Annotated in this window: 19 protein-coding genes and 1 pseudogene; 6 read left to right on the top strand and 14 right to left on the bottom strand. The window is 61.1% G+C overall.

Annotation, left to right across the window (positions count from 1 at the left end):
• Window positions 1–3: 3 nt before the first annotated feature.
• The 3 genes from NG900_RS06260 to NG900_RS06250 are packed head-to-tail and all read right to left on the bottom strand — an operon-like array spanning window position 4 to window position 3,432.
• Window positions 4–774: an SDR family NAD(P)-dependent oxidoreductase gene (locus NG900_RS06260; protein WP_252678042.1), complete on the bottom strand. Its 771-nt coding sequence runs from the start codon at window positions 772–774 to the stop codon at window positions 4–6.
• On the bottom strand, window positions 771–2,447 hold the full coding sequence (locus NG900_RS06255) for a flavin-containing monooxygenase (protein ID WP_252678040.1): 1,677 nt from the start codon (window positions 2,445–2,447) through the stop codon (window positions 771–773). Before NG900_RS06255 ends, NG900_RS06260 begins: the two co-directional genes overlap by 4 nt.
• Before the next feature lie 46 nt (window positions 2,448–2,493).
• Complete coding sequence (locus NG900_RS06250; protein ID WP_252678038.1) at window positions 2,494–3,432, bottom strand: alpha/beta hydrolase; 939 nt, start codon at window positions 3,430–3,432, stop codon at window positions 2,494–2,496.
• A gap of 292 nt (window positions 3,433–3,724) precedes the next feature.
• Here NG900_RS06250 and NG900_RS06245 point away from each other — a divergent pair, with 292 nt between their 5' ends.
• Window positions 3,725–4,297 carry a nuclear transport factor 2 family protein gene (locus NG900_RS06245; RefSeq protein WP_252678036.1) on the top strand — a complete coding sequence of 191 codons (573 nt, stop codon included), beginning with the start codon at window positions 3,725–3,727 and terminating at the stop codon, window positions 4,295–4,297.
• 32 nt (window positions 4,298–4,329) lie between these two features.
• Here the strand turns inward: NG900_RS06245 and NG900_RS06240 are convergent, their stop codons facing one another.
• Both NG900_RS06240 and NG900_RS06235 read right to left on the bottom strand, forming a co-directional pair.
• The gene (locus tag NG900_RS06240; RefSeq protein WP_252678034.1) at window positions 4,330–4,836 is read right to left on the bottom strand and encodes a flavin reductase family protein; all 507 of its coding nucleotides are present in this window, start codon (window positions 4,834–4,836) and stop codon (window positions 4,330–4,332) included.
• A 63-nt stretch (window positions 4,837–4,899) separates the two neighbouring features.
• Window positions 4,900–5,121 carry a hypothetical protein gene (locus tag NG900_RS06235; RefSeq protein WP_252678025.1) on the bottom strand — a complete coding sequence of 74 codons (222 nt, stop codon included), beginning with the start codon at window positions 5,119–5,121 and terminating at the stop codon, window positions 4,900–4,902.
• A gap of 569 nt (window positions 5,122–5,690) precedes the next feature.
• Between NG900_RS06235 and NG900_RS06230 the strand changes: the two genes are divergently transcribed.
• Entirely contained in the window at window positions 5,691–7,247 is a 1,557-nt protein-coding gene (locus tag NG900_RS06230) for an MFS transporter (RefSeq protein ID WP_252678023.1), read from the top strand.
• A gap of 119 nt (window positions 7,248–7,366) precedes the next feature.
• Window positions 7,367–8,529, top strand: a pseudogene (locus tag NG900_RS06225) (IS3 family transposase).
• A gap of 362 nt (window positions 8,530–8,891) precedes the next feature.
• Here NG900_RS06225 and NG900_RS06220 read toward each other — a convergent pair.
• From NG900_RS06220 to NG900_RS06180, 9 genes are all read right to left on the bottom strand, one after another.
• Window positions 8,892–10,283: an NAD(P)/FAD-dependent oxidoreductase gene (locus NG900_RS06220; RefSeq protein ID WP_252678021.1), complete on the bottom strand. Its 1,392-nt coding sequence runs from the start codon at window positions 10,281–10,283 to the stop codon at window positions 8,892–8,894.
• A 75-nt stretch (window positions 10,284–10,358) separates the two neighbouring features.
• Window positions 10,359–10,856, bottom strand: a complete 498-nt coding sequence (locus NG900_RS06215) for a hypothetical protein (RefSeq protein ID WP_252678019.1) — start codon at window positions 10,854–10,856, stop codon at window positions 10,359–10,361.
• A 253-nt stretch (window positions 10,857–11,109) separates the two neighbouring features.
• Window positions 11,110–12,081: a WD40/YVTN/BNR-like repeat-containing protein gene (locus tag NG900_RS06210; protein WP_252678017.1), complete on the bottom strand. Its 972-nt coding sequence runs from the start codon at window positions 12,079–12,081 to the stop codon at window positions 11,110–11,112.
• 15 nt (window positions 12,082–12,096) lie between these two features.
• A complete protein-coding gene (locus NG900_RS06205) occupies window positions 12,097–14,457 on the bottom strand; it encodes an efflux RND transporter permease subunit (protein ID WP_252678008.1) in 2,361 nt (786 codons plus the stop codon).
• Window positions 14,458–14,520: 63 nt separating this feature from the next.
• Window positions 14,521–16,356, bottom strand: coding sequence for a DUF1302 domain-containing protein (locus NG900_RS06200; RefSeq protein WP_252677998.1), 1,836 nt, complete (start codon window positions 16,354–16,356; stop codon window positions 14,521–14,523).
• 75 nt (window positions 16,357–16,431) lie between these two features.
• Complete coding sequence (locus NG900_RS06195; RefSeq protein ID WP_252677996.1) at window positions 16,432–17,799, bottom strand: DUF1329 domain-containing protein; 1,368 nt, start codon at window positions 17,797–17,799, stop codon at window positions 16,432–16,434.
• Window positions 17,800–18,280: 481 nt separating this feature from the next.
• Window positions 18,281–18,478: a hypothetical protein gene (locus NG900_RS06190; protein ID WP_252677994.1), complete on the bottom strand. Its 198-nt coding sequence runs from the start codon at window positions 18,476–18,478 to the stop codon at window positions 18,281–18,283.
• Between the two features lie 15 nt (window positions 18,479–18,493).
• The gene (locus NG900_RS06185; protein WP_252677992.1) at window positions 18,494–20,080 is read right to left on the bottom strand and encodes an FAD-dependent oxidoreductase; all 1,587 of its coding nucleotides are present in this window, start codon (window positions 20,078–20,080) and stop codon (window positions 18,494–18,496) included.
• A 13-nt stretch (window positions 20,081–20,093) separates the two neighbouring features.
• Window positions 20,094–20,684, bottom strand: a complete 591-nt coding sequence (locus tag NG900_RS06180; RefSeq protein WP_252677985.1) for a hypothetical protein — start codon at window positions 20,682–20,684, stop codon at window positions 20,094–20,096.
• A 263-nt stretch (window positions 20,685–20,947) separates the two neighbouring features.
• Between NG900_RS06180 and NG900_RS06175 the strand changes: the two genes are divergently transcribed.
• The 3 genes from NG900_RS06175 to NG900_RS06165 all read left to right on the top strand — a co-directional run bounded on the left by NG900_RS06175 (window position 20,948) and on the right by NG900_RS06165 (window position 25,183).
• Window positions 20,948–21,886 carry a helix-turn-helix domain-containing protein gene (locus tag NG900_RS06175; RefSeq protein ID WP_252677983.1) on the top strand — a complete coding sequence of 313 codons (939 nt, stop codon included), beginning with the start codon at window positions 20,948–20,950 and terminating at the stop codon, window positions 21,884–21,886.
• Between the two features lie 149 nt (window positions 21,887–22,035).
• A complete protein-coding gene (locus tag NG900_RS06170; RefSeq protein WP_252677981.1) occupies window positions 22,036–23,685 on the top strand; it encodes a 3-(methylthio)propionyl-CoA ligase in 1,650 nt (549 codons plus the stop codon).
• A gap of 40 nt (window positions 23,686–23,725) precedes the next feature.
• Complete coding sequence (locus NG900_RS06165; protein WP_252677979.1) at window positions 23,726–25,183, top strand: coniferyl aldehyde dehydrogenase; 1,458 nt, start codon at window positions 23,726–23,728, stop codon at window positions 25,181–25,183.
• The last annotated feature ends 39 nt before the right edge of the window (window positions 25,184–25,222 follow it).

Genomic DNA, 25,222 nt, shown 5'->3' with positions numbered 1-25,222 from the left:
CGCTCAGGAAATCGAGAACCCGCCGTCGATCGGGAAGATCTGGCCGGTCGTGGTCCGGGATTCGTCACAAGCCAGGTACAGCGCGGCGTAGGCCACCTCGACCGGCTTGACGAGCCCCAGCATTTGTCGCTCGCTCGTTTTGCTGATGACCTCCGGCTGCGCGTTGATCAGTCCTTGCACGCGCTCTGTGACGGTCACGGCAGGCGCAAGCGCATTGACGCGAATGCCATAAGGCGCGTACTCCACCGCCATCGAGCGCGTGATGGCTGACACGCCTCCCTTCGCTGCGGTGTAGGCGTCCTTGCTACGCGTGCCAACCACGGCAAAGACCGAACTGCTGTTGATCACCGAGCCGCCCCCGGTTTTCAGCATGGCCGTGATGCCGTATTTGCAGGTCACCCATGTCCCGAACAAGTCGAGCTTCACCGCCCGCCAGAACTCCTCGGCCGGGCAATCCGTCACGCAAGCGTCCGCAGCGCTGGAACCGCCGGCGTTGTTGTAAAGCACGTCAATGCGGCCGGCGACTTCGACTGCCGACGCGACTGAACTGCGAACGCTCTCCTCGCTGGTGACATCAGTGCGGATGAAATGCGCCTTGCCCCCTGCCGCGACGATGGTATCTGCGGTGGCACGGCCGGCCGCTTCATTGAACTCGGCGACGATGACTGTTGCGCCCTCTCGGGCAAACAGCTCCGCGGCGGCGCGGCCAATGCCCGCGCCAGCGCCCGTGATGTACGCGACCTTGCCCGCAAGGCGTCCTTTGACTTCACTCATGCTGCACCTCCAGCGGTCGATGGCATCACTGGCGGGGCGAAAGTGTGGGCAGATTCGTTGGCTGCATTGCGCGTCAGCACAAAGCCCTCGTAACCCGACGCCGCCACGTCGTCGCACTTCTTGCGGTAGGTGCCGTGGCCACCCAGGTAAGGCAGGAATACCTGCGGCTTGCCGGGCACGTTGGCGCCCAGGTACCAGGAGTTGGCCTTCAAGTACAGCGTGCGCGCGACGATCTCCTGCACGTGCTGCATCCACGATGCCTCGGCGTTCCCATCCGCATCGATCCGATCGAATGTGTGTTCACGCAGGTATTCCATGCATCGGGTAATCCAGTCGACGTGTTGCTCGATGCTCATCGACATGTTGGCCAGCGGACCTGGGCTGCCAGGGCCCGTGACGGTGAAGAGGTTGGGGAAACCCGCCGTCATCAGGCCGAGATACGTCTTGGCGCCATCGGCCCACTTTTCGGTCAGCTTCCGACCGTTGATGCCCCGCACATCAATCTGTGTCAGCGCGCCAGTCAGCGCGTCGTAGCCCGTGGCGTAGATCAGGACGTCCAGCTCCTGCAGGCCATCACTCGTCACCACACCCTCTGCAACAACACGTTCGATCGGCGTGGCACGCAGGTCGACCAACGTCACATCGTCGCGGTTGTAGATGCTGTAGTAGGTGTCGCCCAGGCAGGGGCGCTTGGTACCGAAGGGGAATCCGCGGGGCAGCAGCTTTTCAGCCACCTCGGGCTTTTTGACAATCTCTTGAATCTTGCCGCGAATGAAGTCGGCCACGGTCTCGTTGGCGGCCTCGTTCGAGAGAATGTCGCCGTAGCACATACGGAAGCCCAGCAGCTGGCTGTTCTCCCAGGCGTTCTCATACTTCCTTTGGCGCTCTTGCGGGGTGGCGTCCAGGGCCGACTCATAGGCCATGGGTACAGCGATGCCGAAGCGGGTCAGCCGGCTGATGGCGCGACGCTCACCGTAGGTGGCACGCACCCGCGCACGCATTTCCGGGGTCAACGGATGGTTCTTCGCCGGCACAACGAACACAGCCGTGCGCTGGAACACCGTCAGGTGTTTGCACTTTCCGGCCAGTGCCTGGATCACCTGGATGCCAGACGACCCGGTACCGATGACGCCAACACGCTTGTTGCTGAAATCAACCTCGTGGTGCGGCCAACGCCCGGTGTGGTAACTCTCGCCCTTGAACGATTCGATACCCGGGATTTCCGGCGGCTTCGGGACCGACAGCACCCCCGTTGCGGGAACAAAGAAGCGGGCCTTGACCGTCTTGCCGTCCGACGTCGTGACTTTCCACAGGTTCGCCTGTTCATCAAAAGCCGCTGACACCACCTTGGTGTTGAACTGGATCGACTCACGCAGCTGAAAGCGATCGGCCACGTGGTTCAGATAGCGCATCAGCTCAGCCGACGTCGGGTAGCGCTCCGGCCAATCCCAGTCGTCTTGCAGTTCGGGCGAGAACGAGTAGGAGTAGTCCCAGCACTCCAGGTCGACACGGGCGCCGGGATAGCGGTTCCAGTACCAGGTGCCGCCAACACCGTCACCCGCTTCGAACGCCTGGATAGAAAAGCCCGCGTCACGCAGGCGCTTGATGGCATACAACCCGGCAAAGCCGGCTCCGACAATCACGGCGTCGAGAACTCTCGAATCTTGGGTCATGAGGACTGCCTTTGTTGAAAATAGGAAGGAAACGGAGCGAAACGCGTCAGGCCCGCGCCGCGCCTGCGATGGCGCGAAGCCGCTCGCACACAAAGCGCAACGCGGAGTGGCTGCCCGGCAGAATGCCGAGCAACATGAGGAAACCGTGCATCTGTCCCTGGGCACGGAGGTGATGCACCGGCACACCAGCTTGCTGCAATCGGGCGACATACTCTTCGCCCTCGTCACGCAGCACGTCATGCTCGGCGGTCAACACGATGGCTTCCGGTAACCCCGACAGGTCGGGCTCCCGGCATGGCGACGCGAAACTGGAACGTCGTGAAGCCTCATCCGGTGCGTACAGCGACCAGTACCACCGCATCGTGTCGAGGTTTGTCAGAAGCTGGTTATCGCGGTCGACGTACGACGGCCGGTCAAAGCGGCAGTCGGTCACCGGATACACCAGCAACTGTCCGGCGAGCGCGGGCCCCGACTCGAGCCGGGCACGCAGCGTTGTAGCGATGGCCAGGTTGGCACCGGCACTGTCTCCACCCACCAGCAACGGCAATTCGGCGCCAAGCAGCGCATCGCGTTGTGCTGCCAGCCATTGCATGGCTTCCCAGGCGTCTTGAACCGGCCCGGGGAACGGGTGTTCAGGCGCTTTGCGATACTCGACCAGCACCACCGCCATCGACGCGCCGACAGTCAGTTCCCTGCATAGCGGATCAAACTCGCTCACGCTGCCCACAACCCAACCGCCACCGTGGTAGTAGACAAGAAGCGCAGACGGCGTTTCGTGCGGCAGATAAAGGCGGCCCGTCAGCGCCCCACCCGTAACCGGAATGCTAAGGTCGCGCGCTTCATGCACCTCGGGTCCTGGGGCAAGAATGGTTGTCAGCCGGGAGAACGCCTCGCGCGCTTCCACCGGCGTCATCAGGTGGCGCGGCTTGCTGGCAGCCGCCGCCAGCTTGGCCATGAATGACCGGGTTTCAGCGTCAATGGCCATGTCGTTTTGTCTCCTGAATGGCTTTGTTCTTAAAACCATTAAAAGACCCGGACTTGTGGCACAGCAATGGGCACCCCATCGCGTTTCCGTACTTCGGAAAAAAGCCGTCGACCTCCTAAGCGCCTGCTGAAAGTGCTTTGGCGCGATCCTGGCAAGGTATTTCCACAGTACGGAAATCTTACCTTCCCCGGGTTGACGCTATGCAGCGTCCTCCCCAGCATCAACGGCAACCGGGCGTGGCGAGAGCCGTGCCGAACAGCCATGACCGTGCACGCATCGTGGAAGGACCAACATGACCGACGATTCCGCCAACCTCCAACGCCTTGCCGATCAGCTCGCCATTCAAGATCTGATGGCGCGTTACGCGCGCCACGTTGATCGGCGCCAGTGGACGGCACTCCGCGAGATCTATCACCCAGACGCCACCGACGACCACGGCGGCTATGTTGGCCCCATCGACGGTTTCATCGAATGGGTGAGCCGCCGACACGAAGCCGTCGACGAATCCATGCATTTCCTGGGGAATTGCCTGGTCGAGTTCGGGAACAACGACACGGCACTGGTGGAGACCTACTTCTGCGCTTACCTGCGCCTCGGGCCGCAAGCCGGCAGCGAGAACGCCATGCTGAGCAGCAGCACTGGCGCCGGCACGCATGGACGGGACGTAGCGGTACGCGGCCGCTATGTGGACCGTGTCGAGCGCCGCAATGGCGTATGGCGCATCGCGAAGCGCGTGACGGTGTTCGAGGCGGTCGACAGCAAGCCGGCCGATGGACCGCGACCAAATCCGGACCATCAATGGTCGATACGCTCGCGTGCCGACGCGGTTTACGCTATGCGTGACGAGATATTCGACGTACCGTAACGCTCGGACGCCCGCCTTGTTGGCAACCGATTTCAAGCCGCCATTGGGTGGGGAGCCGTCATCAGGTATCGGCCCTCCCCGAATACCAGCGGCCGGCGGCATACATTCGCAAATCGCTCGACTCGGCCCAGATAGATAGTGTGATCACCGCCTGGGTGCATGGCAACCTTCCGGCACTCCAGCCATGCTGCAGCACCGGGAAGCACGGGTGCTCCGAATAGGCCGTCTTCGTAGTCGATGGCATGGAACTTGTCTTCGCTCTTTCGGGCGAAGTGATCGGCGAGGCCAACCTGATCGTCCGCCAGAATGTTGATCACAAAATGGTCGCTCTCGCGGAATGCCGGATAGCTGCGCGACGTCAGCGCCTGGCTCCACAGAATCAGTGGCGGATCGAGAGAGATCGAGCTGAACGAGTTGGCGGTCACACCGTGCGGCGTGCCAGTTCTATCGCGCGTTGTCACCACCGTCACCCCGGTTACAAAGGTGCCCAGCGCATTGCGCAAGGCACGCTGATCAAGCGGTTGCGGCACGTTCTTCATGGCAAGGCCATCTCCTCTTGCTTATGTACGGTCCGAACGCAAAGCCATTGCGTTTCGTCAAGGCTAGCGGCAAGCAACTTGGCTCGGTGGAAACACCTGCCACGAACCATCTTCATGGCGGAAGAAGAACAGCGAGGCTTCACCCGCCATTCGGGCGACTTTGACTTCCACGCACACGTTGTGTCGTCCGGAATCACGTAACCGGATGATGCGCTTGGGTGTCGACGCCCCGGCGCCGAGCCATTTCTCGATCAGCGCCCCCAAGGAAGTTCGGTTGGCATTCATCTGGCAATGTCCTCCGGAGAGTGACCCGCTCTTGTCCGTCTTCCGGCTGATAGCGAGTCAACGTCCACCGACCGGATACCCACCCGCCGAACCGGCGAAATCGCCGATCCACAGGGGCTGATTCCCAGCTTATGGCGTGGCCCAGATTAAAGCGATTGAACTATTTCGATCCACAGATTCGCGTTTATCGAATCGATCCGGCACAACTCTCGTCCGTCAGGAAACAAGACGATTCGCGGCTGCGGCTGCGTCACGTGGGTTCTCCGTGCCACGGCCGCCTGGAGGGACTGCTGGCTTGTAGCCAACACGCGGCATTCGTAGCGAGTGAACAGCAACATCGAAAAAAGCGAATCGCATTTCACGTTGTGCCTCCCTACTATTAACGTAAAGGTCACACAAGAATGCGGGCACCACCAGTTGACTCACATGAGGGCATTTCTCGACGGATGGAAGTTCATAGACATGAATCGTCTTAATGACTCATCGCTCGCAGTTGCAGTTCTCGTTACAACGCCGCGAGGCACCTGTTTGGCCATCGTGGCGCTCTTAGCTCTTGACGAGCACCCCGCATGAGCACGTCATCACCGGCTCCCGCCCTGTTCACTGTAAGGCGCCTGAGCGAAAGCATCTTCCCCTGGGCCATCGCGCTCGCTACGGGCCTTGACTACTTCGACAACACCGCCTTTTCATTCTTCATCAGCCATATGGCGGGCGGTCTGAATGCGTCACCGGACGAACTCGTCTGGTCGTCGAGTTCCTATGCCGTAGCGTCGGTGCTCGGCATTCTCCAGCAGCAATGGTTGGTGGAGCGACTTGGGTATCGACGTTACATCAGTGGATGCCTCCTGCTCTTTTCCATCTGCTCGGTGGCGGCTGCGCTCAGCGAATCATCGATTGAATTGGCGCTCGCACGTGGCGCCCAAGGCTATTTCATTGGCCCAATGATGAGCGCCTGCCGAATTCTTCTGCAGATCAGCTTCACACCGCAGAAGCGCGCCGGCGCAACACGCCTCTTCCTGACCATGATCCTGCTGGCGAGCGCCCTTGCCCCGTTGGTTGGCGGTTACCTCATCGCGTACTTCGACTGGCGCGCGCTCTTCGCCAGTTCGGCATTGGCAGGGGGCACGCTTGCCTTGTTTTCATCCCTCGCCGTACCGCACATCGGACACATGCATCCCGAGGAGCGTGGCGAAGCACATGTATGGCCCTACATCGTCTTTGCCTTTGCCCAGGGCACGCTTCAGATCGTCATGCAGCAGCTGCGCTTTACGCTGTTCAGCACCTCGCCCGCCCTCGTATTCCTGACGCTGGCCGGTTTGGTATCACTTGGCTGGTTTGCATGGCATCAATGGCACCATCCGAAACCGCTCGTGCGTCTGCATGCGTTGCGCGAAACAACCTTCCAGGTCGGCATCCTGTTGTACGTGGCGTTCTATTTCTTGAGCAACGCACTTGGCTATCTCATTTCGCGTTTCCTCGAAGGCGGGCTCGGGTACCCGGTCGAGAACGCAGGTCGGCTGGTCGGCCTCACGTCGCTGGCCTCGGTGGCCATGGCCTTCATCTACTTTCGCTATTCCGCGCGCGTCACCCACAAGAAGTGGATGATCGTCCCGGGTTTTCTGCTGGCCATTCTCATCGGGAGCTGGCTGGCGCACATGCCTCCCGATGTCAGCATGTCGTCGCTTGTGCCGCCGCTCGTGTTGCGTGGCATGCTGCTGCTGTTCATCGCGTTGCCAGTAGCTAACCTCACCTTCCAGATCTTCTCGCTCGAAGAGTTCAATCACGGCTACCGTTTCAAGAACATCGTCAAGCAACTCACGTACTCATCCGCGACGGCGACCATGATCATCCTCGATCGGCATCGGGTCGCGTTGCATCAAACGCGCTTGGCCGAGTCTGTGAACCCGTTCAATCCGGTGTATCAAAACGCGATCGACACACTGACCAGCACCTTCGAAAATCTCGGCCATGCGTCAAACGAAGCAAGGAGCCTGGCGCTTGTGGAGATCAGCCGCATGGTTGCGCAGCAAGCGAGTTTCCTGAGTACGCTGGATGGGTTCTATGTTGTGATTTCGGTGGCGGTGTTTGGGGGACTCTTTGCGCTCTGGCAAAAACAGATCGATTGACGGTGATCGTACATGGGCCGCGACGACTTCCTGCGGCTTGCGGCCGGGCTTGGCGTGTAGTGGTCTAATGAATCCGGACACTCACTTAGGCGAGAATGCTCGCTGTGGAGAGGTGTCAGATGGCCAAGCAACGTCGTTCGTTTTCCCCCGAATTCAAGCAGCAGGCTGCCAGCCTGGTTCTCGACCAGGGCTACAGCCATATCGAGGCGAGTCGCTCGGTCGGCGTCGCTGAATCGGTGCTGCGTCGGTGGGTGCAGCAGCTTCAGATGGAGCGCCAGGGCATCACGCCGCAAGGCAAGGCCATGACCGCAGATCAGCAGCGTATCCAGGAGCTGGAGGCGCGCATTGAGCGCCTCGAGCGCGAGAAGGTCATTTTAAAAAAGGCTACCGCGCTCTTGATGTCGGAAGGCATCGAACGTACGAGGTAATCGATCAGATCTGCCGAACCGAATCGGTCGAGTTGGCTTGCGCGGTCTTCGACGTGTCGCGGTCTTGCCTGTATGCCCACCGGCAGCGTTCCCAGCGCGTCGACAGCGAGCGCATGGCACTGCGCAGCCGAGTGCACGAGCTGTTCGTCGAGAGTCGAAGCTCGGCGGGCAGCCGCAGCATCATGGGCATGCTGCGTGAACAAGGCACGGTGATTGGCCGCTTCAAGGTCAGTCGTCTGATGGGGGAACTGGGTCTGATCTGCAAGCAGCACGGCAGCCACGCCTACAAGCAGGCCACCGTGGAGCGGATCGACATCCCGAACCGGCTCAATCGTCAGTTTGCGGTCGATGCGCCGAATCAGGTCTGGTGTGGTGACATCACCTACGTCTGGGCTCAAGGCCGCTGACATTACCTAGCGGCAGTGCTTGATCTGTTTACGCGCCGGCTCGTCGGCTGGGCATTCTCGACACGTCCCGACGCCGATTTGGTCGTGCAAGCACTGGACATGGCCTATGAGCAGCGTGGCAGACCGCAGGGGCTGCTGTTCCACTCGGACCAAGGTGGCCAGTATGCAAGCCGGAAGTTCCGGCAACGCCTGTGGCGCTACCGGATACAACAGAGCATGAGCCGCCGTGGCAACTGCTGGGACAACTCCCCGATGGAGAGGCTGTTCCGCAGCCTGAAGACCGAGTGGTTGCCGTCAGTCGGTTACATGACGGCGCATGAAGCACACCGGGACATCAGCTATTACCTGATGCACCGGTACAACTGGATACGGCCACATCAGTTCAATGACGGACTGGCGCCGGCCGTTGCAGAAGAAAAACTTAACGCAGTGTCCGGAATGGGTTGACCACTACAACATGCTCAAAGCTACGTTTGAGGATGGCAATGAATTGACGGCCGGCGACCCCGTTGTACTCGGCGCCCGCCTCCGGAATCTGGGCGTCCAGCCGGTAGACGTGACGATGCCAGACTGGCGAGAGGGAGATATCGCACCACTTACGGGCAGCAAGATCGCACTGTTGATGGCTCTGCGCGGTCTGAAACCAATCGCAATGGGTTGACTTGTGGTTGCCCCACCTGCAATGCAAGGATTCGGGCTACCGAGCCATGCCTTGGTATATCCGGCGAAACCACTCTGGTATCGATCACTGCGCTGCCTGCCGCAACCCGCCTGCCAACCCGAGAGAAAACTATCCCGAAGTGTGGCTCTCATCTGCCAACAACTGCCGTCTCAACGCGGCCACCTTTCAGGCTCCTCTCCTCCCACCAGTCCCACGCCTTGAGTGCACCGCGAGCGACTCCGCCTCCGAGAAATGAGAGCGTGTCGCTGGACATTGACAGCGACTTCCGATTGACGATCCAGAATTCCGTCAACTCGGTTTTCTTCCCCTCAAGCAGATCCGCAATGGTCCGGCCATTGAGGTGCGTCAACGCAACCCCGTGACCAAAGCACCCGCCCGAGTAGATCATGCGTTCATCCTCGATGAAGCTGATCTCGGGAGCCGCGTCCATCGTGACCGATACCGGCCCGCCCCATCGATAATCGATACGGATGTTCTTGAGTTGGGGATAGATCCATTTCAGATGCTCTTCGCAATGCTGCCAGGCGGCGGGGGCAGGAATCTCCTCCTTGGCCCCCGTCCGGTACGGGATCACATCGCCGCCGCCCATGATGATTCGGCCATCCGTCGTCGGCCTGAAATAGTGCAGCATCTGCCGGTTGTCTCCGAAGGATTGCCGCTCCTTCCAGCCGATGCTGTCCCATTGCGCATCGCTCAACGGCTCGGTGACGATCTGATAGGTCCAGAGGGGATACTGGCGCGACCGCAGCCGTTGCGGCCCTGGAACCTGACGCGTGTAGGCGTTCGTCGCGATGACCAACTTGTCCGACGTAATTTTTCCGTTCGGTGTTGTGACAACGATCGCGGACGATGTCCTTTCTATCTTCGTGACCGGGGTCGTTTCGTAAATGGAAACTCCCGCCGATTCGGCCAGGGATTTGAGCGCCCGCACTTGCTTGCAGGGATTCAGGTATCCGGTGTTTGACTCATAGATGCCGCCCGCAAAGCGCTCCGAATGGAAGTCCTGGCGGAACTGCTCTGCTCCGCGCCAGACCATGTCTTCGTCGATGCCCAGGTTCTGAAACAGCTCGTAGGTCTTTTGCATTCGCCCCAACTGCTGCTTCGTATAGGTGGCGCGAACCAATCCTCGATGCTCATAATCCGACTGAAAGCCGTTGTCCTCGATCAGGTGTTTGGTATGGGCGACCGCGAGCTTTAGGTAGTGATGGGCATCAATCATCTTCTGCTTGCCCCAGCGTAGCAGGACCACCTCGGGTTCCAGGCCGAACATCTTCGTGCTGAACCCCGCGTTGCGACCGCTCGCACCAAATCCGATGATTGCGGCTTCGAGCACGACCACGCGTGCATTGGGGTTGTCCTTCTTGAACTGCCACGCCGTGTTGAGGCCCGTGAAGCCCCCGCCCACAATCGCCACGTCGACCTTCAGATCTTCGGCCAGGGGCGAATTGGGCGAGTACTCTCCATAGGCATGCTGCCAGAACGATCTGCTTTGAAGAGGCGATGCTTGGTCAAATGACATGATGTGTTCTCGTGTGGACTGCAAAGCGACCAGACCGTTGTGCTCGGCCGGTGGGGCTAAATGGACGCCGGTACCTTATCCTCTATTTCCGATCAAGATTTTTCCCTCGTATTTTCGGATGAAGGCGTCAATCTTGTTACCCAAAATTGAATCTCTTCCGTCGAGAGAAAGCCGCATCAATTCGATTTGAAAATCCTCTTGATCCACCATGTATTCGAGGAATTCCAGAGAATCAGATGGTCCAATGCTTCTGAGCTTTCTCAGTTTTTCGCAATAGATTACCGTTTGCGAGTGCACATACTTCAAGAATGGTCTTAAGAGAAATCTCGGAACCGAGCCGATCACCCACGCTTTGACCAGCGTTGCAGCCCCAGGAGTCGCGTCTAACCCCCACCGGGCAGCCGCTTGTTGGTAGATGGGGGCGTTGAACACCTCCAATTTCAGATAGGCCGCCCAGAGTACCTGACGCGGGTCACCATCGAGACGCTTTGCGAGGCGCTCGATGGCGCGAAGCGCAAATGCTCGATTCTGAATCTCACTTCTAAAGCCTTTAGTGAAGGTATTGGTGGACATCAGGATGATTACCTCGCGTAACACATGCTTGACGAGAAGCCGCCGCGCTGGATGGCTTTCGTCCGCAGTTCGGTTCAAATGCCGTCCGATTCCGGCACGGAACCCTATAAAAAAATGCCGTGCGTACACGGCATGGAAAGACCCCAGAGGAGACCAAATACCGGGATCTAGGAGAAGTGATGTCGGCAAGCCCGACTGGCGCCAAGTCTGCGTCACAGCACCACGGGGCCATGCCGCCCCTTACCTCGCGCGCTCATCGCGCATCCAGCACACCGTCATTCGAGAAAAGGATCGGCTTGCCGCCTGCATCGATCACCGCTGCGGTGAGCGCTGCGCGATCGGGCCGTTGCGCGATATGGAACGGCGCCCCTTCCTCACGCTGCTGCATCACCAAGCCGTCGAGCCCCACCGCCATCAGCCCCTTGCCGTTGGCGACGAGATTGGTGATCGAGCTTTTGGTCTCGGTCTTCAGCGGCTGCCAGGTCGCCCCGCCATCGCTGCTCTGGAACAGGCTGCCCAACAGCCCGCCGACCACGATCCGGCCATCGGGCATGACCACACCCGACCACAGGGTCCCTTTGCCGCCCGTGGCGAGGTAGTCCCAGTTGGCACCGCCGTCGATGGACTTGAGCACCGTGCCTTGCTCGGCAGAGATGTACAGCGCGCCCTTGCCATCCGCAAACACGTGGTACAGGTTGCGGTCCGCCTTACCGCCGCCGGGGGGCTTCGGCAGCGTGGTACGCGTCCATGTCTTGCCGCCGTCGTGTGTCTGCAGCATCAGCGACCAAAGGCCCACGGCAATGCCGTCGTGGTCGTTCGTAAACAGCACCGAGAACAGCGGCTGATCGACCGTGATGTCCGTTCGCTGCTTTTGCCACGTTTCGCCGCCGTCGCTAGTGGAGAGAATCACGCCCCACTGCCCCACCGCCCAGCCCCGCCGGTCATCCGTAAAGGTGACCGCAGACAACGTGGCGGACACCGGCACGGTGTTCGCTTGCCGATAGGTCTTGCCGTCGTCATCGGAGAGCAGAACGATGCCGTGCTCACCCACGGCAACGATGCGTTTGCCGGCGCGCGTGGCGTCCAGCAGCATCATGTGAGTGGGAGCGCTCCACGTGTGCGCGGGCTTTGCGGCCCAGGCGTCAACCGTTCCTTTGGAGGAGGCTTGCGCAAACACTGCGGTGGTCGCGCACAGTGCGAGGCTGGTAATAATCGTCTTGATCATGGCTGTGTCTCCCGATCAGTGGCTGAGCAGGCCCGGGGCACGCGCCGGCTTGCGACGCGGGAACCACCGCTCCAGTACCGAGGCCAAGGCCGGCAGGGCCGTCATCGCCATCACCAGGTTGACGATGAACATGAAGGCCAGCAGCTTGCCCATGTCGGCCTGGAACTTCAGCGCCGAGAAGCTCCACGTCGCCACGCCAACTGCTAGGGTGATGGCGGTAAAGATCGTCGCCACGCACTCGAACTCCAGCGCGCGCTCCATGGCCCGCTCGATCGGATCGCCTTCGGCCAGGTGCCGCTGCAGCCGGTTGTAGATGTAGAGCGCGTAGTCCACACCAATGCCCACTGCGAGTACCATCACTGGCAGCGTGGCCACCGTCAGGCCAATCTTGAGTTCCTTCATGAACCAATAGCCGATGAAGGTAGCCACCGCCAACGGCACGCAGCAAGCCAGCATCGATCGCCAGTCGCGGTACGCCAGGAACACGAGAATCACGATCGCCGCATACACGTACAGCATCATCGGCAACTCACTCTTCTCCACCTCGTCGTTGGTGGCGGCGAGCACGCCGGCATTGCCCGCGGCAAGGCGGATATTGATGCCGGGGAACGGATGCGACACGCGGTACTGCTTGATGTCGTCCAGAATCCGGTTGATGGTCGTGGCCTTGTGATCGGTCAGGTACAGGTGGACAGCGGTCATGCTGCAATCGGCCGTCATGAACCCCTTCAGGCGCCCGACATCGACCGACACCGCCCCATAGTTGTCCGGGTCGATGGGCACGACGTTCATCTTGGGATAGTCCTCGTTGTAGCCCTGGTTGTAGGTGCGCAGCATGGCTGAGTACGACTGGGCCGACACCACACCCGGTTCAGTCCGCATGACGGCCGTAAATTCGTTTTCATACAGCCCGACAGCCGGGTTGTCGCACGCCTTACCGCTCGATTCGATGGCCACCGAAAGCCAGTCGAGGCCCATGTCGTAGTTGCCCGCGATGGACGTTGCGTCGCGATTGAAGCGCGCTTCCTCACGCAGTTCGGGAGCGCCGGGTTGCAAGGTACCGATCACACGGTCACGGCTCTGCCAGACGGCAAGGCCAAACACCATCAACGTAATCAACAGCGTGGCGCCAGCCACCTTCGGTTGGGCCACGCGCGACAGCGGCCGCAGGAACGCCGAGCGTTTCGCACTGCGCTTGAGCGCGTTCTCCGCGTAGGCTTGTGTGAAGTTGAAACACGACGCCGCGACAGGGAGCAGGATCAGATTGGTCACGATCTTGTAGGCGACACCGAGCGATGCCGTAATCGCCAGCTCACGCACCATCGGAATTGGGATCAGCAGCAGCGTAATGAACGACACGAAGGCCGTCACGAGAGCCAGCACGCCGGGGATCAGCAGACCGCTGAAGCTGTGGCGCGCCGCGTCGTAGGAGCTATTGCCGCGCGCAATCTCGCGCACGATGAAGTTGACTTGCTGCACGCCGTGGGACACGCCAATCGCGAATACCAGGAACGGCACCAGCACCGCCAGTGGATCAAGCCCGAAGCCCAGCAGCCGCAACGTGCCGAACTGCCAGACGAGCGAGCTCAAGGAGCACACGATCAGCAGCACGGTGAAGCGCACCGAGTGGCAGTACCAATACACCGAGAGGGCCGTTAGCAGCAGCGCGATCACGCAGAAGACAAGTACGCCCTTGGCGCCATCGGCAATGTCACCGATCTGCTTGGCAAAGCCGATGATCTGGACTTCGTAGCCGGCGTCTTCAAACGGCTTGCGGATCTTGTCTTCGAGCAGGTGGTTGAACGCCACATAGTCGAGTGTCTTGCCAGCCTTGTCCCGCTCGTTGAGCTCAGCGGTGATCATTGCGCTGTCTTCGTTGTGCGAGACCAGCGTGCCGACATAGCCACCCAGTGTCGTCGCACGGCGAATGCTTGCGACGACTTCAGGAGTCAGCTGATCGGGCGTGATGTTGCCAGAAATGATCGGTTCTGCACGGAAGCCCTCTTCCGTGATCTCATTGACGAACGAGTTGGGCGTCCAGAGCGAACGCACGCCGATTCGGTCCACATTCGGCAAGTACGTCACAGCCTGCGTCACGTTGTACAACCGGGTGAGCCCTTCGGGCGTCCAGATGGAACCCTGGCGAGCTTTGACCACGACTGTGATGCGGTTCGCACCCAGCAGATCGTTCCGGTACTTCTGGAACGTCTGGATGTACTCATGCCCGATCGGCATCTGCTTCTCAAAGCCGGCGTCCATGCGCAGTTGCACAGCGAAGACGGCCATCACCGCAGTGAACAGAGCAATCACCGCCAGCACGATTGCGCGGTGGCTGAAGAAGGCATTTTCCAGCCCCGCAACTAGACGATTCAACACGACACTACCCCTTCAAGTATTCCGGCGGCGCACCGCGTGCGCCGCCTCGCACCACTTCACCCATTAGAAATTCCGGGTGACAAACGCGCCGATGAAATTCCGATCCGAATACGGGTTACCCACCGTGTTGTGGCCGCCCCAGAACACCGTGAAATTGATGCCCGCCTGCCACACCGTCGGGTTCTGGTTGAACAGCACGTAGAAGTTGGCCGACTTCGCACCCTGCATGTAGTTGGCGTTGAACGTGGGTGTGTAGCCGTAGAGCGCGGCGTTGAACGTCACGCCAGGCGTCACCTGCCAACCGGGTACCAGCGTTCCGTCGTAGGTCCAGTTGAAGTCGATCGTGGTGCCGACCGAACTGGATGTGCCCTGTCCCATCCCGATCGGATAACCGGTGCCCGAGTTGTAGTTCAGCCAGTTCAGGTAGCCCGCCTGCGGCACCTGCATAATCTGTCGCCCGTTGATCGTGCGCGTGACGCTCGAACCCAGGCCGGGGTAGTAGATCCAGGTGGCTTCGGCGGTCAGCGTGGCCGAGTCTGCGCCGATCAGCTTGAGGAACGGGTACTCGCTGCGTGTGAGCGCCAGCAGGCCGTTGATGCCGAACTGCAGCTTCTTGCGGTCGATCGACTGCTGGCAGTCGACGCCACCGGGGTTGACGTTCGCGTCGAGCGGGCCGCCCGCGCCATAGCAGCTGGAGAGCGCCACCGCATCGCGTGGGCGATACGACAGCTCCGTGCCGACAGCCCACGGCCCGACCGGGAAATTCGCGCTCACGCCAAACAGCTGGCGGTTCTGCGGGTATGACCACTGCAGTGTGTTGTTCGCAAACGAGGTCAGCACCGGCGACTTGTCGACGTAATTCTCGTAGTAGAACGCGAAGTTCGCATCGATCGACTTCGGCACGTAGTTGAGCTTCAGGCCGAACTGCGGCTTGTATTTTGACGGCAGCTTGTTCGACACTGGCAGCCCGAAGTCGGATGAAGGTGGCCCGGCAAAGTCGCCATTGACCAGGCCATTGTTGATCGCGGCAATCGTGCCCGGGTCACGGCTGTTCAGCCCGTTCTGACCCGCCACCGTGCCGGCGCTCGGACCGTACGCATTGAAATTGTTCGTGTTGACCGTTAAGGGCTCCGTACCCCGGCCGACGATGTTGGACACCGACCAGAACGAGCCCACCGGCGGCAGGCGGTTGCCGTTCCAGATGAACTGGTAGTAGGCCTCGGTGCTGAAGCCATGCGACAGATCGGCGGCAACGCTCACCATCGGTGCCGGCAGCAGTGCCTGCTTGAGCTGCGAGCCCGGGATCAGCAACTTCTGGATGTCAAGCGAGTTGGTAGCGTTGATGCCGCCCATGGCGTACATGCTTTCGCCCCAGTTGATCACTTGATTACCGACACGCACGTGCGCGTTGCGATCCGCAATCGTAAAGTCCTTCTGGCCCCACAAGTCGAGCACGTGGGCGTCGTATACCACTTGCGCTTTCGCGTCGCTCGACAGCTGCGTGCGCTCCGTATTCTTGGCCATGAAGTCGTACATGCCCGTGCCGCGCGCCATGAACTTCAGGCCTTGGCTGGGCATCGTCAGAAGCAGTTCGCTGGTGGCGCTCAGGTACGTACTGAACGGCTTGCCTTTCTTGTAGTTCAAATCGCCATTGTCGCCAGCGCCCCACTGGTCGGTGTTGGCCGCCGCGCCGCAGCCGTTTGCGTTCGGATCGCCCGTCAGTGCGCAGCTTGGGTTCTTGGTGCGGACACCCGCCCCTGCAGTGACATTGCTGACCAGCGAACCCTTGACCGCGTCATCGGTGCCCAGCGTGAAGTCGTATGCGTATGCACTCGACGCGGTTGCGCCCAGCACCGCAAGCGAGATCGTCGTTCGCTGGAACATCTTCGTTGTTTTCATTTGCCTTCCTCCATCCCGTTTGATGCCGGCGCGTGCCTCCTCAAACGCGCGCCGGCCCCGCTCATGCTCTGATCTTCAGCGCTCGCTGACCGACCGCAGTGTTTCTGCCGTATAGAAATCAGGCTTGAACCGCGGATCATTGACCTGCTGGTACCAGCGGAGGTCCTTGCCTTGCCCGATGGTTGAAGAGTCGAACACGTAACGTCCGTTGTTCAGGTCGTACTGCACAAACGGCTGGTTGTCGCACGCGCCGCCGAGCTCCCACACGGGGATCGGGTAGCTCTCACGCACCTTCCACAACTTGCCCTGCGCGTCGTAGTCCTCTCCTGCGAGTGCCAGCCAGCTGTCTTCATCCAGGTAGATGACCTTCTTCGACGCAACGTGGCGCGCGCTGGGCTTGACCGTGGCCTCGACCACCCACACGCGATGCATCTCGTAACGCCGGTTCGCCGCAGCAATCCCCTCTGGCGTAGCGACGTCATGCAGCTTCTCTTTGAACTTGTACATGCCGAACGCGTTGTACGGCACGATCATTTCCTTCTTGCCGACCAGCTTCCAGTTGAAGCGATCCAGCGCGCCGTTGAACAGGTTGAAGTCGTCAACCAGATACTGGTTTTCGTAACCAATCAACGGCGCATCGTGCGTGTAGGCCGGCATGCGGCGCACGCGGCGCTGGCCTGGGAAGTAGTAGAACGTCTCCGACGGCTTGTTGAAGAACTGACGCTGCACAAAGGCTTGGCCCGCCAGCGCCGGTGGAGATTCGATCTTGAAATAGAAGGCGAGACTCAGTTGGTCAACGTCCTGCGGACTCGTCTTGCCGGGCTTGCCCCACGGGAAATAGGTGATCTGCGGGCCGATGGAATCGATCCCCTCATTGCTACCCGGCCGAGGAGAAATGCTGGTGATCCCGGTCGGCCATTCCATGGCTTCACCGCGGTAACGGTAGATGTAGTTCAGGATGGCTTCCGCGCCGTTCTTTGGCTGCGGAAAAGCGACACCCGGCAGGGCCGCAGTCTGCAGTTGCTCGCCGGTCGAATCGAGCTTGGCTGCAGAGGCATTCGCCTTGGAGTTCTGGGCCACGAAGTCCGGCACCTGGCATTCGCGGTGCGACGGATACACGTCCATGCGGTAGCCCTTCTTCTGCTTGACCAACTGGATTTGCCCGGGCGTGAGGTGCGCAGCGTATTTATCGACGTTCGATGCGTCGATCGAATACAGCGGCTTCTCATTCTTGTGCTTCCAGAAATCCCCGCGAATCTTGCCCCACTCCCAACCAGCTTCGGGCGATTGCTTGCCGGCGTAGGCAGGCACTGCACCATCCTTGCTCGCCGCGCGATCACCGCCTTCGGGCGTGAGGTCTTCCGCCATGGCGGCGGTTCCGATCGCAAGACACACCGCCGCCGCAATGGCGGACACGGTTCCAATTCCGTACTTCTTCATCATGGGTCTCCTACCAACGCTGTCTTCAATCAATGGCGATCTGTCTTGTCGCAGCTCGGTCTTAAGCATTTGAAGCTTCCTCCTTTGGGTATTCACCGTTGGCGTGGCATCCAGCACCACCAGCCCGCCACACGCATTCGCGCCGTTGAATCGAGTGTAGAAAGCGCGGTATTTCGGCGTTATCGAGAATGAGCAAACCTGTCACACAGACGCAGCCATCAAGACATGGCGCGACCAATCAACGCCGACTCACTTCAAGCCAGCAGGCAGTGCATATCGTTGGTCGCGAGTTTTGATGGATTCGATCAAGCCGTTGGCCGGGATCGCAACAGGGCGAAATGGCGGAAGCGAGCCAAGGCGTTGCAGGGCCTCTTCAAAACCACGGCCCGTAGGAATGAAAAAACCCCCAAGGAAAATGCTGCGCACTCACCATTGGGGGTTGGTGCCGCTGCCGACAATTCCGCCAGAACAGACAGCCAGGCGCTCAGGGATGCCCGGACCGAACCGGCTCGGCGGGCGTGCCAGCACGCGCACCGTCAGTCGGCTGGACGTTCGCCTTGCGTTTGCTCCATGACGCCTTTTCGATCACCTTCTCTTGCGCCTGATCCCGGAAGGCTTGTGCCTGCGAGGAAAGCGCCAACAAGACCACAACAGAAGGCAAAACAAACCGCGTAGATTTCATTTCAAAACATCTCCATTAAGCCGCTGTCAGCGGGGTCAGTTGCTTGCCAAGCGCGGCTGCAATATGCCCCGCGGCGACATAGCTAAACGCCATGATGGTCACGCTCGGGTCCACCGACGGCCCCGTCGGAAACACCGAGGGGTCGGACACGAACAGGTTGTCGAAGCCGTGCACGCGGTGCGTGGAGTCCGTCACGGAGGTCCGGGCGTCAGTGCCCATCCGGCATCCGCCGAATGGATGCGGGGCGGCAATGAAGAGATTTCCGGGCTTGATCTCGATCGAATCAATGAGGCCAATTTGATCGATCGAGGTGAGCGTCGTGCGGCGCAGGTCGCTGAGCATGACCTTGGTGGCACCGGCCTTGAAATTGACGATCGTGGCCTTCTTCATCAGGTCGCGCAGCATGGCCTGCGTGGTCGGCCCGTACGGATAATGGACTTCACGCTGCCCCTTCGAATCGAGCCGGATCTCGCCAAGCTCGTTGGGGTGGTCGTCAAGCCAGCCGATGGCACCACCCACGTTCGGCAGCTTGGCCATCCACTCCGCGGCGCCGGCGTCGAAGCCGGGGATGGTGTAGCCCATCAATGCCGGCTGAATCTGGTCGGGCACCAGCAGGTAGCCGCCTTCCACGTATTTGCCGCTGGCATCGTAGCGGGCACGCCGGAACTCCTCGACACCATAGGCCGCCGGGACCCTGCGCCAGAGGATGATCTCCTCCTTGTACATGCCGTGCGCGAAGACCGCCGGGTTCATGCCGAAGTGCTTGCCCAGCCCAGGCAGTGCCTCCTTCAGCCCCGGCTGCGCGAGCATGAATGCTGGCGTATTGAACCCGCCCGCGGCTACGACGAAGTGCTTGGCCTTGATCGTCACCTTGCGGCCATCGGGCCGGTTGCGGCGGCGGTCGATGATGCTCGCCGTCAGTTGGGTGGCATGCTTGCCATCGAAGGTGAAGCGATCTGCGCGAAGATCGGCATAGACGCGTGCGCCCAATGCCATGGCCGACGGAATGCTCGTCACCAGTTGGCTCTGCTTGGCGTTGAGCGCGCAGCCCTGCATGCAATGCCCGGAGCCAGCACAGCCATGGCGCGCATGGTGGATGGGCGCGCCTTGCCAACCGAGCTGCTCGACCGCGGTGCGGAAGAGCTTGTTCATCTTGTTGTAGTACATCGGCTCCACTTCGTGGATGTGATGACGCCGCTCGATGTCTGCAAAGATCGGTGCGAGTTCGCTCTTGCCGTGGCCTGTCATGCCGTATTTGTCGCTCCACAGCGCGAGCCGATCGTCCGGCGTGCGGTAGCTGTCGGCCCAGTAGTGCACGGACGTGCCGCCCACCAGTTCGCCATAGGTCAAGAACGTGGAGCCGTCGGTGGAGCTGGTGAGGTTGCGCTCGGCATCCACCTTGCCGGCCTGGTTCAATTCGCGGTTGTCGAACGTCGAGGCGGGGTAATAGCCGCCCTTTTCCAGCACGACAACGTCGATGCCTGCCTCGGCCAGCTTGTAGGCGACCGTGGCGCCGCCGCAGCCCGAGCCGATCACGCAGACCTCCGCGTTGATCGTGTCCAGCGTGGCGTAGTCGGTGTACTCGAATGGTTTGCCTGTCATGATGTTTCTCTACTTAATCAGCCGATTTGCCGACGAGCCGGGCGTACAGCACACGCTGTTCGCTGCGCTTTTCGGGCAGGTTCATGAAGGGGCCGTCGTAGCCGATGGCATTCCAGGTGGACGGATGGCCGAAGTAGTACCAGCGCATCAACCCGGACAGATTGGCGATGACGGCGCGTACGGTGTCATCCTTCGTGCCGCTGGCCCGCGTGAGCAGCTCGCGGCGCTCGTCCACGGACAGGCGCGACAAGCGCGACAGGTGGCCGTACGTCATGGGCAGCATCTCGAGCAGATACAGCGCAGCCTTCAGATCACCACTGATGCCCTCGCTGACGAAATACAGCTCCTCGTCCATCCGCGTCACGACTTCGGCCTGTTCCACGGTCGGGAATCCGGTGGCGGTGGGTACGCAGGCTTCAGCAAGCGCGTGAACCACGTCTGCAAGATGCCCATCGAGCACAAGCAGTGTCCCGTAGCGGCTGCGAAAGCGGTTGGTCAGCGTCAGATAGCCGACGCCGCCTGCCGCGGCAACCACCGTGCTGCCCACGCCCAGCAGCGCTATCTTGAGAAATCTCCGCTTTGCGAAAAACTTGGTCGGCTCCAATCTCGTCTCTCCTATCCTGTTGGCCGGTCACACACAGGCGAACCTGAGGCTATGGGGGCTAATCTAGGGATTTGGCGCCTGCGGCGTTATCGAGATTGCGCAAAGTGCGCATGTCACCTGGCACGAGACGTGCATACCGTTGTTGAAGTCGTGGGTGCGCGGGTTGTCCCTAGTGCCGCCAGCCATGAAGCGGTTCGTAAGATGAAAAAAATCCGGCTCAACAAAGGAATTCGAAAGGTATGGACAGGGCGTGGTGGCACGAGGTGCGCAGCGGCGATGTGGATGAGCTCGCCCTGCACCTGAATGCCTTTCAGTGGCGCTACGATCAACTGAGCGCGGGAAGCTTTGCCGGTCACCTGGCAGAGATCAACCTGCCCCAGATGGCGATATTCCGCGAGCAGCTCAGCAACAGCACGCGTCAGACTGGCACGCTGCCGCCGGACACGATCGGCCTGGTGATGCCGTGGAGCCAAAGCGGCCCCATGTGGGGAAATGGCGCTTGCATGACGGGGGGGCACATTGCCGTGTCCGACCGCGCGGAAGTCGAGTTCTGCACCGCGTCGGACTGCGACTACGCGTTCATGATCGTAGAGGCAGATGCAGTCGAAGACGCATTGGGCCGCACCGGTGCCCAACTGGCGCCGCATCTTCACCGCAAGGTCACCATCACACAGTTGCCGGGCGATTCTGAACTGGCGTTGCACCAGTTGTTTGCGCTTGCCCACGGCGCGCTCGGCAAAGCCCCGGAAACCCTGGAGGCGGAAACGGCGCGCCGCCTGCTCGCAGACCAGTTCATGATCCAACTGGTCGAAGTGCTATCCAAGGCTTCGCCGGCTGAAGAGCGCAATGCCGTGCTTCGCAAACGCGTGGTCGACCGCGCCCGCGACTTGATGCTCAGTCACCTGGAACAGCCACTGTCCATCCTGGATGTCTGCAAGCATGTCGGCGCGAGCCGGCGCAAGCTGAACTACTGCTTCCAGGAAGTCCTGGGCATCACGCCGCTGGCCTATATGCGCGCGATTCGGCTCAATGGGGTCCGGCGCGACATGCTGGCCGGTGCCGATAAGAGCGAAGGCGTCTACGACATTGCCGTCCGATGGGGCTTCTGGCATTTCGGCCAGTTCTCGACCGACTATAAGCACCACTTCGGGGAACTCCCCTCCCATACCCTACAGCGCGGACGCGGCATCGCCGCCAGATAAGACTGCGCAAGCGTTTCCCACTCGAAAACACCGCTTCGCCTACGCACCCGGCGCACGTCATTCCTGCGCATTCTCGATAGCGCCTGCACAGGCGCGGTGCCTATCCTTGGCCTGGAAAACACCATGTCAAACCAAGGAGATGCACCACCATGCGCGGACTGATGCAAGATCAGCCCTTGCTGATCTCAAGCCTGTTGGGCTTTGCGGAGCGCTTCCATCGCGATGTCGAAATCGTCAGCCGGCGCGTGGAAGGCGACATCCACCGCTACACCTTTGGCGCGGCGGCCAACCGCGCTCGTCAAGTGGCGCGCGCCCTTGAAGCAAATGCCATCGGCTTCGGCGAACGCGTTGCCACGCTGGCCTGGAATGGCTACCGGCATTTCGAGCTGTACTACGGGGTGTCAGGCTCCGGACGCGTGCTGCACACCATCAACCCACGCCTCGGCCTCGAACAGATCCGGTGGATCATCGAGCATGCGCAGGATCAGGTGCTCTGCTTCGACCTGACCTTTCTGCCGCTCGTACGGCAACTGCATGCACTGTGCCCCAGCGTCCGGCAATGGGTCGCGCTATGCGGCGACGAACACCTTCCTACCGATGACGACATCCCTGGCCTGATCAGCTATGAAAGCTGGATCGGCTGCCAGGATGACGACTACGTGTGGCCCGTGTTCGACGAGAACACCGCCTCCACGCTCTGCTATACGAGCGGCACAACGGGCGACCCCAAAGGCGTGCTGTATAGCCATCGCTCGACGGTGCTACACGCCTGGGGCGTTTCGCTGCCCGATGCACTGTGCCTGTCGGCGCGTGACGTGGTGCTGCCCGCCGTACCGATGTTCCACGTCAACGCCTGGGGCCTCATCTACGCGGCTGCGGCGGTCGGCTTCAAGCTCGTGCTGCCTGGAGCCGCGCTGGATGGGCCCTCCGTCCATGCGCTGATCGAAGCCGAGGGCGTCACGATGGCGGCGGGTGTGCCGTCGGTCTGGCAGATGCTGCTGGGGCATCTGCAGCAAAGCGGCCAGCACTTCAGCACGCTAAGGCGCACCGTGATTGGCGGCTCTGCGTGTCCCCCCGCGATGTACGCGCAGTTTGCAGATGACCTTGGCGTTGAAGTAGTCCACGCCTGGGGCATGACCGAAACCTCGCCGCTCGGCGCGGTCTCCACGCTCACCGCAGCCCACATGGCACTGCCCGCTGAAGCGCAACGGCGCCTGCAGCTCAAGCAAGGCCGCCCGCCGTTTGGCGTCGACCTGCGCATTGTTGACGACGCCGGCAACGAATTGCCGTGGGACGGCAAGACCTTCGGCAACCTGCAAGCGCGCGGCCCCTGGGTGGTCGGCGCGTACTACCCGGGCACTGAAAGAGCAGGCGACGGCGCCCCCGCCTCCGCACTGGCTGACGGATGGTTCGCCACCGGCGACGTAGCCACCATCGATGCTGCAGGAATGATGCAGATCACCGACCGCAGCAAAGACGTCATCAAGTCGGGCGGTGAATGGATCAGCTCGATCGACATCGAGAACATCGCGATGGGACACCCCGCTGTGGCCATGGCCGCCTGCGTTGGCGTGCATCACCCGAAGTGGGACGAACGCCCGGTCATCGTGATCGTGCGCAAGCCAGGCATGGAGATGTCGCGCGACGACGTGCTGGCGCTGTACGCCGGGCGCGTGGCGCGCTGGCAGGTGCCTGACGACGTGCTGTTCCTCGACGACATCCCGATCGGCGCTACTGGCAAGGTGCTGAAGAACAAGCTGCGTGAGCTGTGCAAAGACTGCATCACCCTGGCGAGCTGAACGCCGGGCTCTGCATGACAACGATAAGGAGCTATGGTCCATGAAAATGAATGAAACACTCGATGCAATACAGATTGCCCGAGCTGAGCTGGAAGTCATCCTGCGCGCGCAGCGCGCCGCGCATGCTGCCGACCCGAATCCGGATCTCGATCTGCGCCGAGACCAGCTCCAGCGCCTGGCCATCGTGACGGAGCGGCATGGCGCAGAGTTGGTGCAAGCCATTCAGGCCGATTTCGGCCATCGGTCCGCGCATGAAACGCAATTGACCGATCTCCTCATGATCGGCACGGCCATTCGCCACGCCGTGCGCCATCTGCCCAAGTGGATGAAGACGCGCCGTGCAGAAACCGCCCTGCAATACCTGCCCGCCAGCAATCGCCTCATGCGGCAACCGCTTGGCGTGGTGGGCGTCCTTTCGCCGTGGAACTATCCATATCAACTCGCCATGGGGCCAGCCGTTGCCGCCATCGCAGCGGGCAACCGCGTCATGATCAAGCCGTCGGAATACACACCGCGGTTTTCAGCGTTGCTGGAGCAGATCGTCGCCATGCATTTCGCCAGGGATGAACTCGCCGTGGTGAACGGAGGACTGGAGGTCGGCCAGGCGTTCTCCAGTCTGCCATTCGATCATCTGCTGTTCACAGGCTCCACCACCGCAGGCCGGCAGGTGGCCGTGGCAGCGGCACATAACCTGACACCTGTCACGCTGGAGTTGGGCGGCAAATCCCCCGCGATCATCGACCCGAGCGCCAACCTCACCGCGGCGGCGCGCAGCATCGCGTTTGGCAAGCTGTTGAACGCCGGCCAGACCTGTATCGCACCCGACTATGTCTTGGTGCCGCATGCGCAGCGCGATGCTTTCGTCGGTGAGCTCTCGCGGGCTGCGCACCGGATGTACGGCGATTCGGCAGCGAACCCGGACTACTCCGCGATCATTTCCGAGCGCCATTTCAACCGGCTGCACGCACTCGTAGACGAAGCGCTCGCGCAAGGGGCAAAAGCGCATCGGCCGACTTTTTCCGTCCCGTCCGGTGACGCAGCACATGGGCACGCGCGCAAGTTTCCGCCCACGCTGCTGCTGGACGTGCGGCCCGACATGCGTGTCATGCAGGAAGAAATCTTCGGCCCGGTGCTGCCCATCGTCACCTACAGCGGTGATGTCGACGAGGCCATCGCCTTCGTCAACGAACGCGACCGGCCGCTCGCGCTGTACTGGTACGGCGCCGATACGGATCACCGCGATCGCGTGCTCGATCGCACCGTCTCTGGCGGCGTGACCATCAACGATTGCATCTGGCACTTCGGCCAGGAGTCACAGCCCTTTGGCGGTGTGGGTGCCAGCGGCATGGGCGCGTATCACGGTGAATGGGGGTTCCGGACCTTCAGCAAGGAAAAGCCGGTCTTCCTGCAAGCGCGGCTGAATGGCATCGGCTTGCTGTATCCGCCCTACGGCAAGGTGTTCGAAGGGATGGTGCGAGTGCTCAAGGCCCTCAGCTGATTCCAGCCTCGACGTTTGAATTGCCCGCCCTTCTTGAAT

Source organism: Ralstonia soli (assembly GCF_023955655.1).
Lineage (GTDB): Bacteria > Pseudomonadota > Gammaproteobacteria > Burkholderiales > Burkholderiaceae > Ralstonia > Ralstonia soli.
This window is presented reverse-complemented; position numbering and strand designations above follow the sequence as displayed.

Excerpts from the sequence above, each read along its gene's own strand:
- NG900_RS06165 (WP_252677979.1), top strand. The coding sequence starts at position 23,726 with ATGAAAATGAATGAAACACTCGATGCAATACAGATTGCCCGAGCTGAG.
- NG900_RS06200 (WP_252677998.1), bottom strand. The coding sequence starts at position 16,356 with ATGAAAACAACGAAGATGTTCCAGCGAACGACGATCTCGCTTGCGGTG.
- NG900_RS06260 (WP_252678042.1), bottom strand. The coding sequence starts at position 774 with ATGAGTGAAGTCAAAGGACGCCTTGCGGGCAAGGTCGCGTACATCACG.
- NG900_RS06215 (WP_252678019.1), bottom strand. The coding sequence starts at position 10,856 with ATGTCCACCAATACCTTCACTAAAGGCTTTAGAAGTGAGATTCAGAAT.
- NG900_RS06195 (WP_252677996.1), bottom strand. The coding sequence starts at position 17,799 with ATGATGAAGAAGTACGGAATTGGAACCGTGTCCGCCATTGCGGCGGCG.
- NG900_RS06255 (WP_252678040.1), bottom strand. The coding sequence starts at position 2,447 with ATGACCCAAGATTCGAGAGTTCTCGACGCCGTGATTGTCGGAGCCGGC.
- NG900_RS06230 (WP_252678023.1), top strand. The coding sequence starts at position 5,691 with ATGAGCACGTCATCACCGGCTCCCGCCCTGTTCACTGTAAGGCGCCTG.
- NG900_RS06250 (WP_252678038.1), bottom strand. The coding sequence starts at position 3,432 with ATGGCCATTGACGCTGAAACCCGGTCATTCATGGCCAAGCTGGCGGCG.
- NG900_RS06170 (WP_252677981.1), top strand. The coding sequence starts at position 22,036 with ATGCGCGGACTGATGCAAGATCAGCCCTTGCTGATCTCAAGCCTGTTG.
- NG900_RS06245 (WP_252678036.1), top strand. The coding sequence starts at position 3,725 with ATGACCGACGATTCCGCCAACCTCCAACGCCTTGCCGATCAGCTCGCC.
- NG900_RS06240 (WP_252678034.1), bottom strand. The coding sequence starts at position 4,836 with ATGAAGAACGTGCCGCAACCGCTTGATCAGCGTGCCTTGCGCAATGCG.
- NG900_RS06185 (WP_252677992.1), bottom strand. The coding sequence starts at position 20,080 with ATGACAGGCAAACCATTCGAGTACACCGACTACGCCACGCTGGACACG.
- NG900_RS06210 (WP_252678017.1), bottom strand. The coding sequence starts at position 12,081 with ATGATCAAGACGATTATTACCAGCCTCGCACTGTGCGCGACCACCGCA.
- NG900_RS06190 (WP_252677994.1), bottom strand. The coding sequence starts at position 18,478 with ATGAAATCTACGCGGTTTGTTTTGCCTTCTGTTGTGGTCTTGTTGGCG.
- NG900_RS06235 (WP_252678025.1), bottom strand. The coding sequence starts at position 5,121 with ATGAATGCCAACCGAACTTCCTTGGGGGCGCTGATCGAGAAATGGCTC.
- NG900_RS06220 (WP_252678021.1), bottom strand. The coding sequence starts at position 10,283 with ATGTCATTTGACCAAGCATCGCCTCTTCAAAGCAGATCGTTCTGGCAG.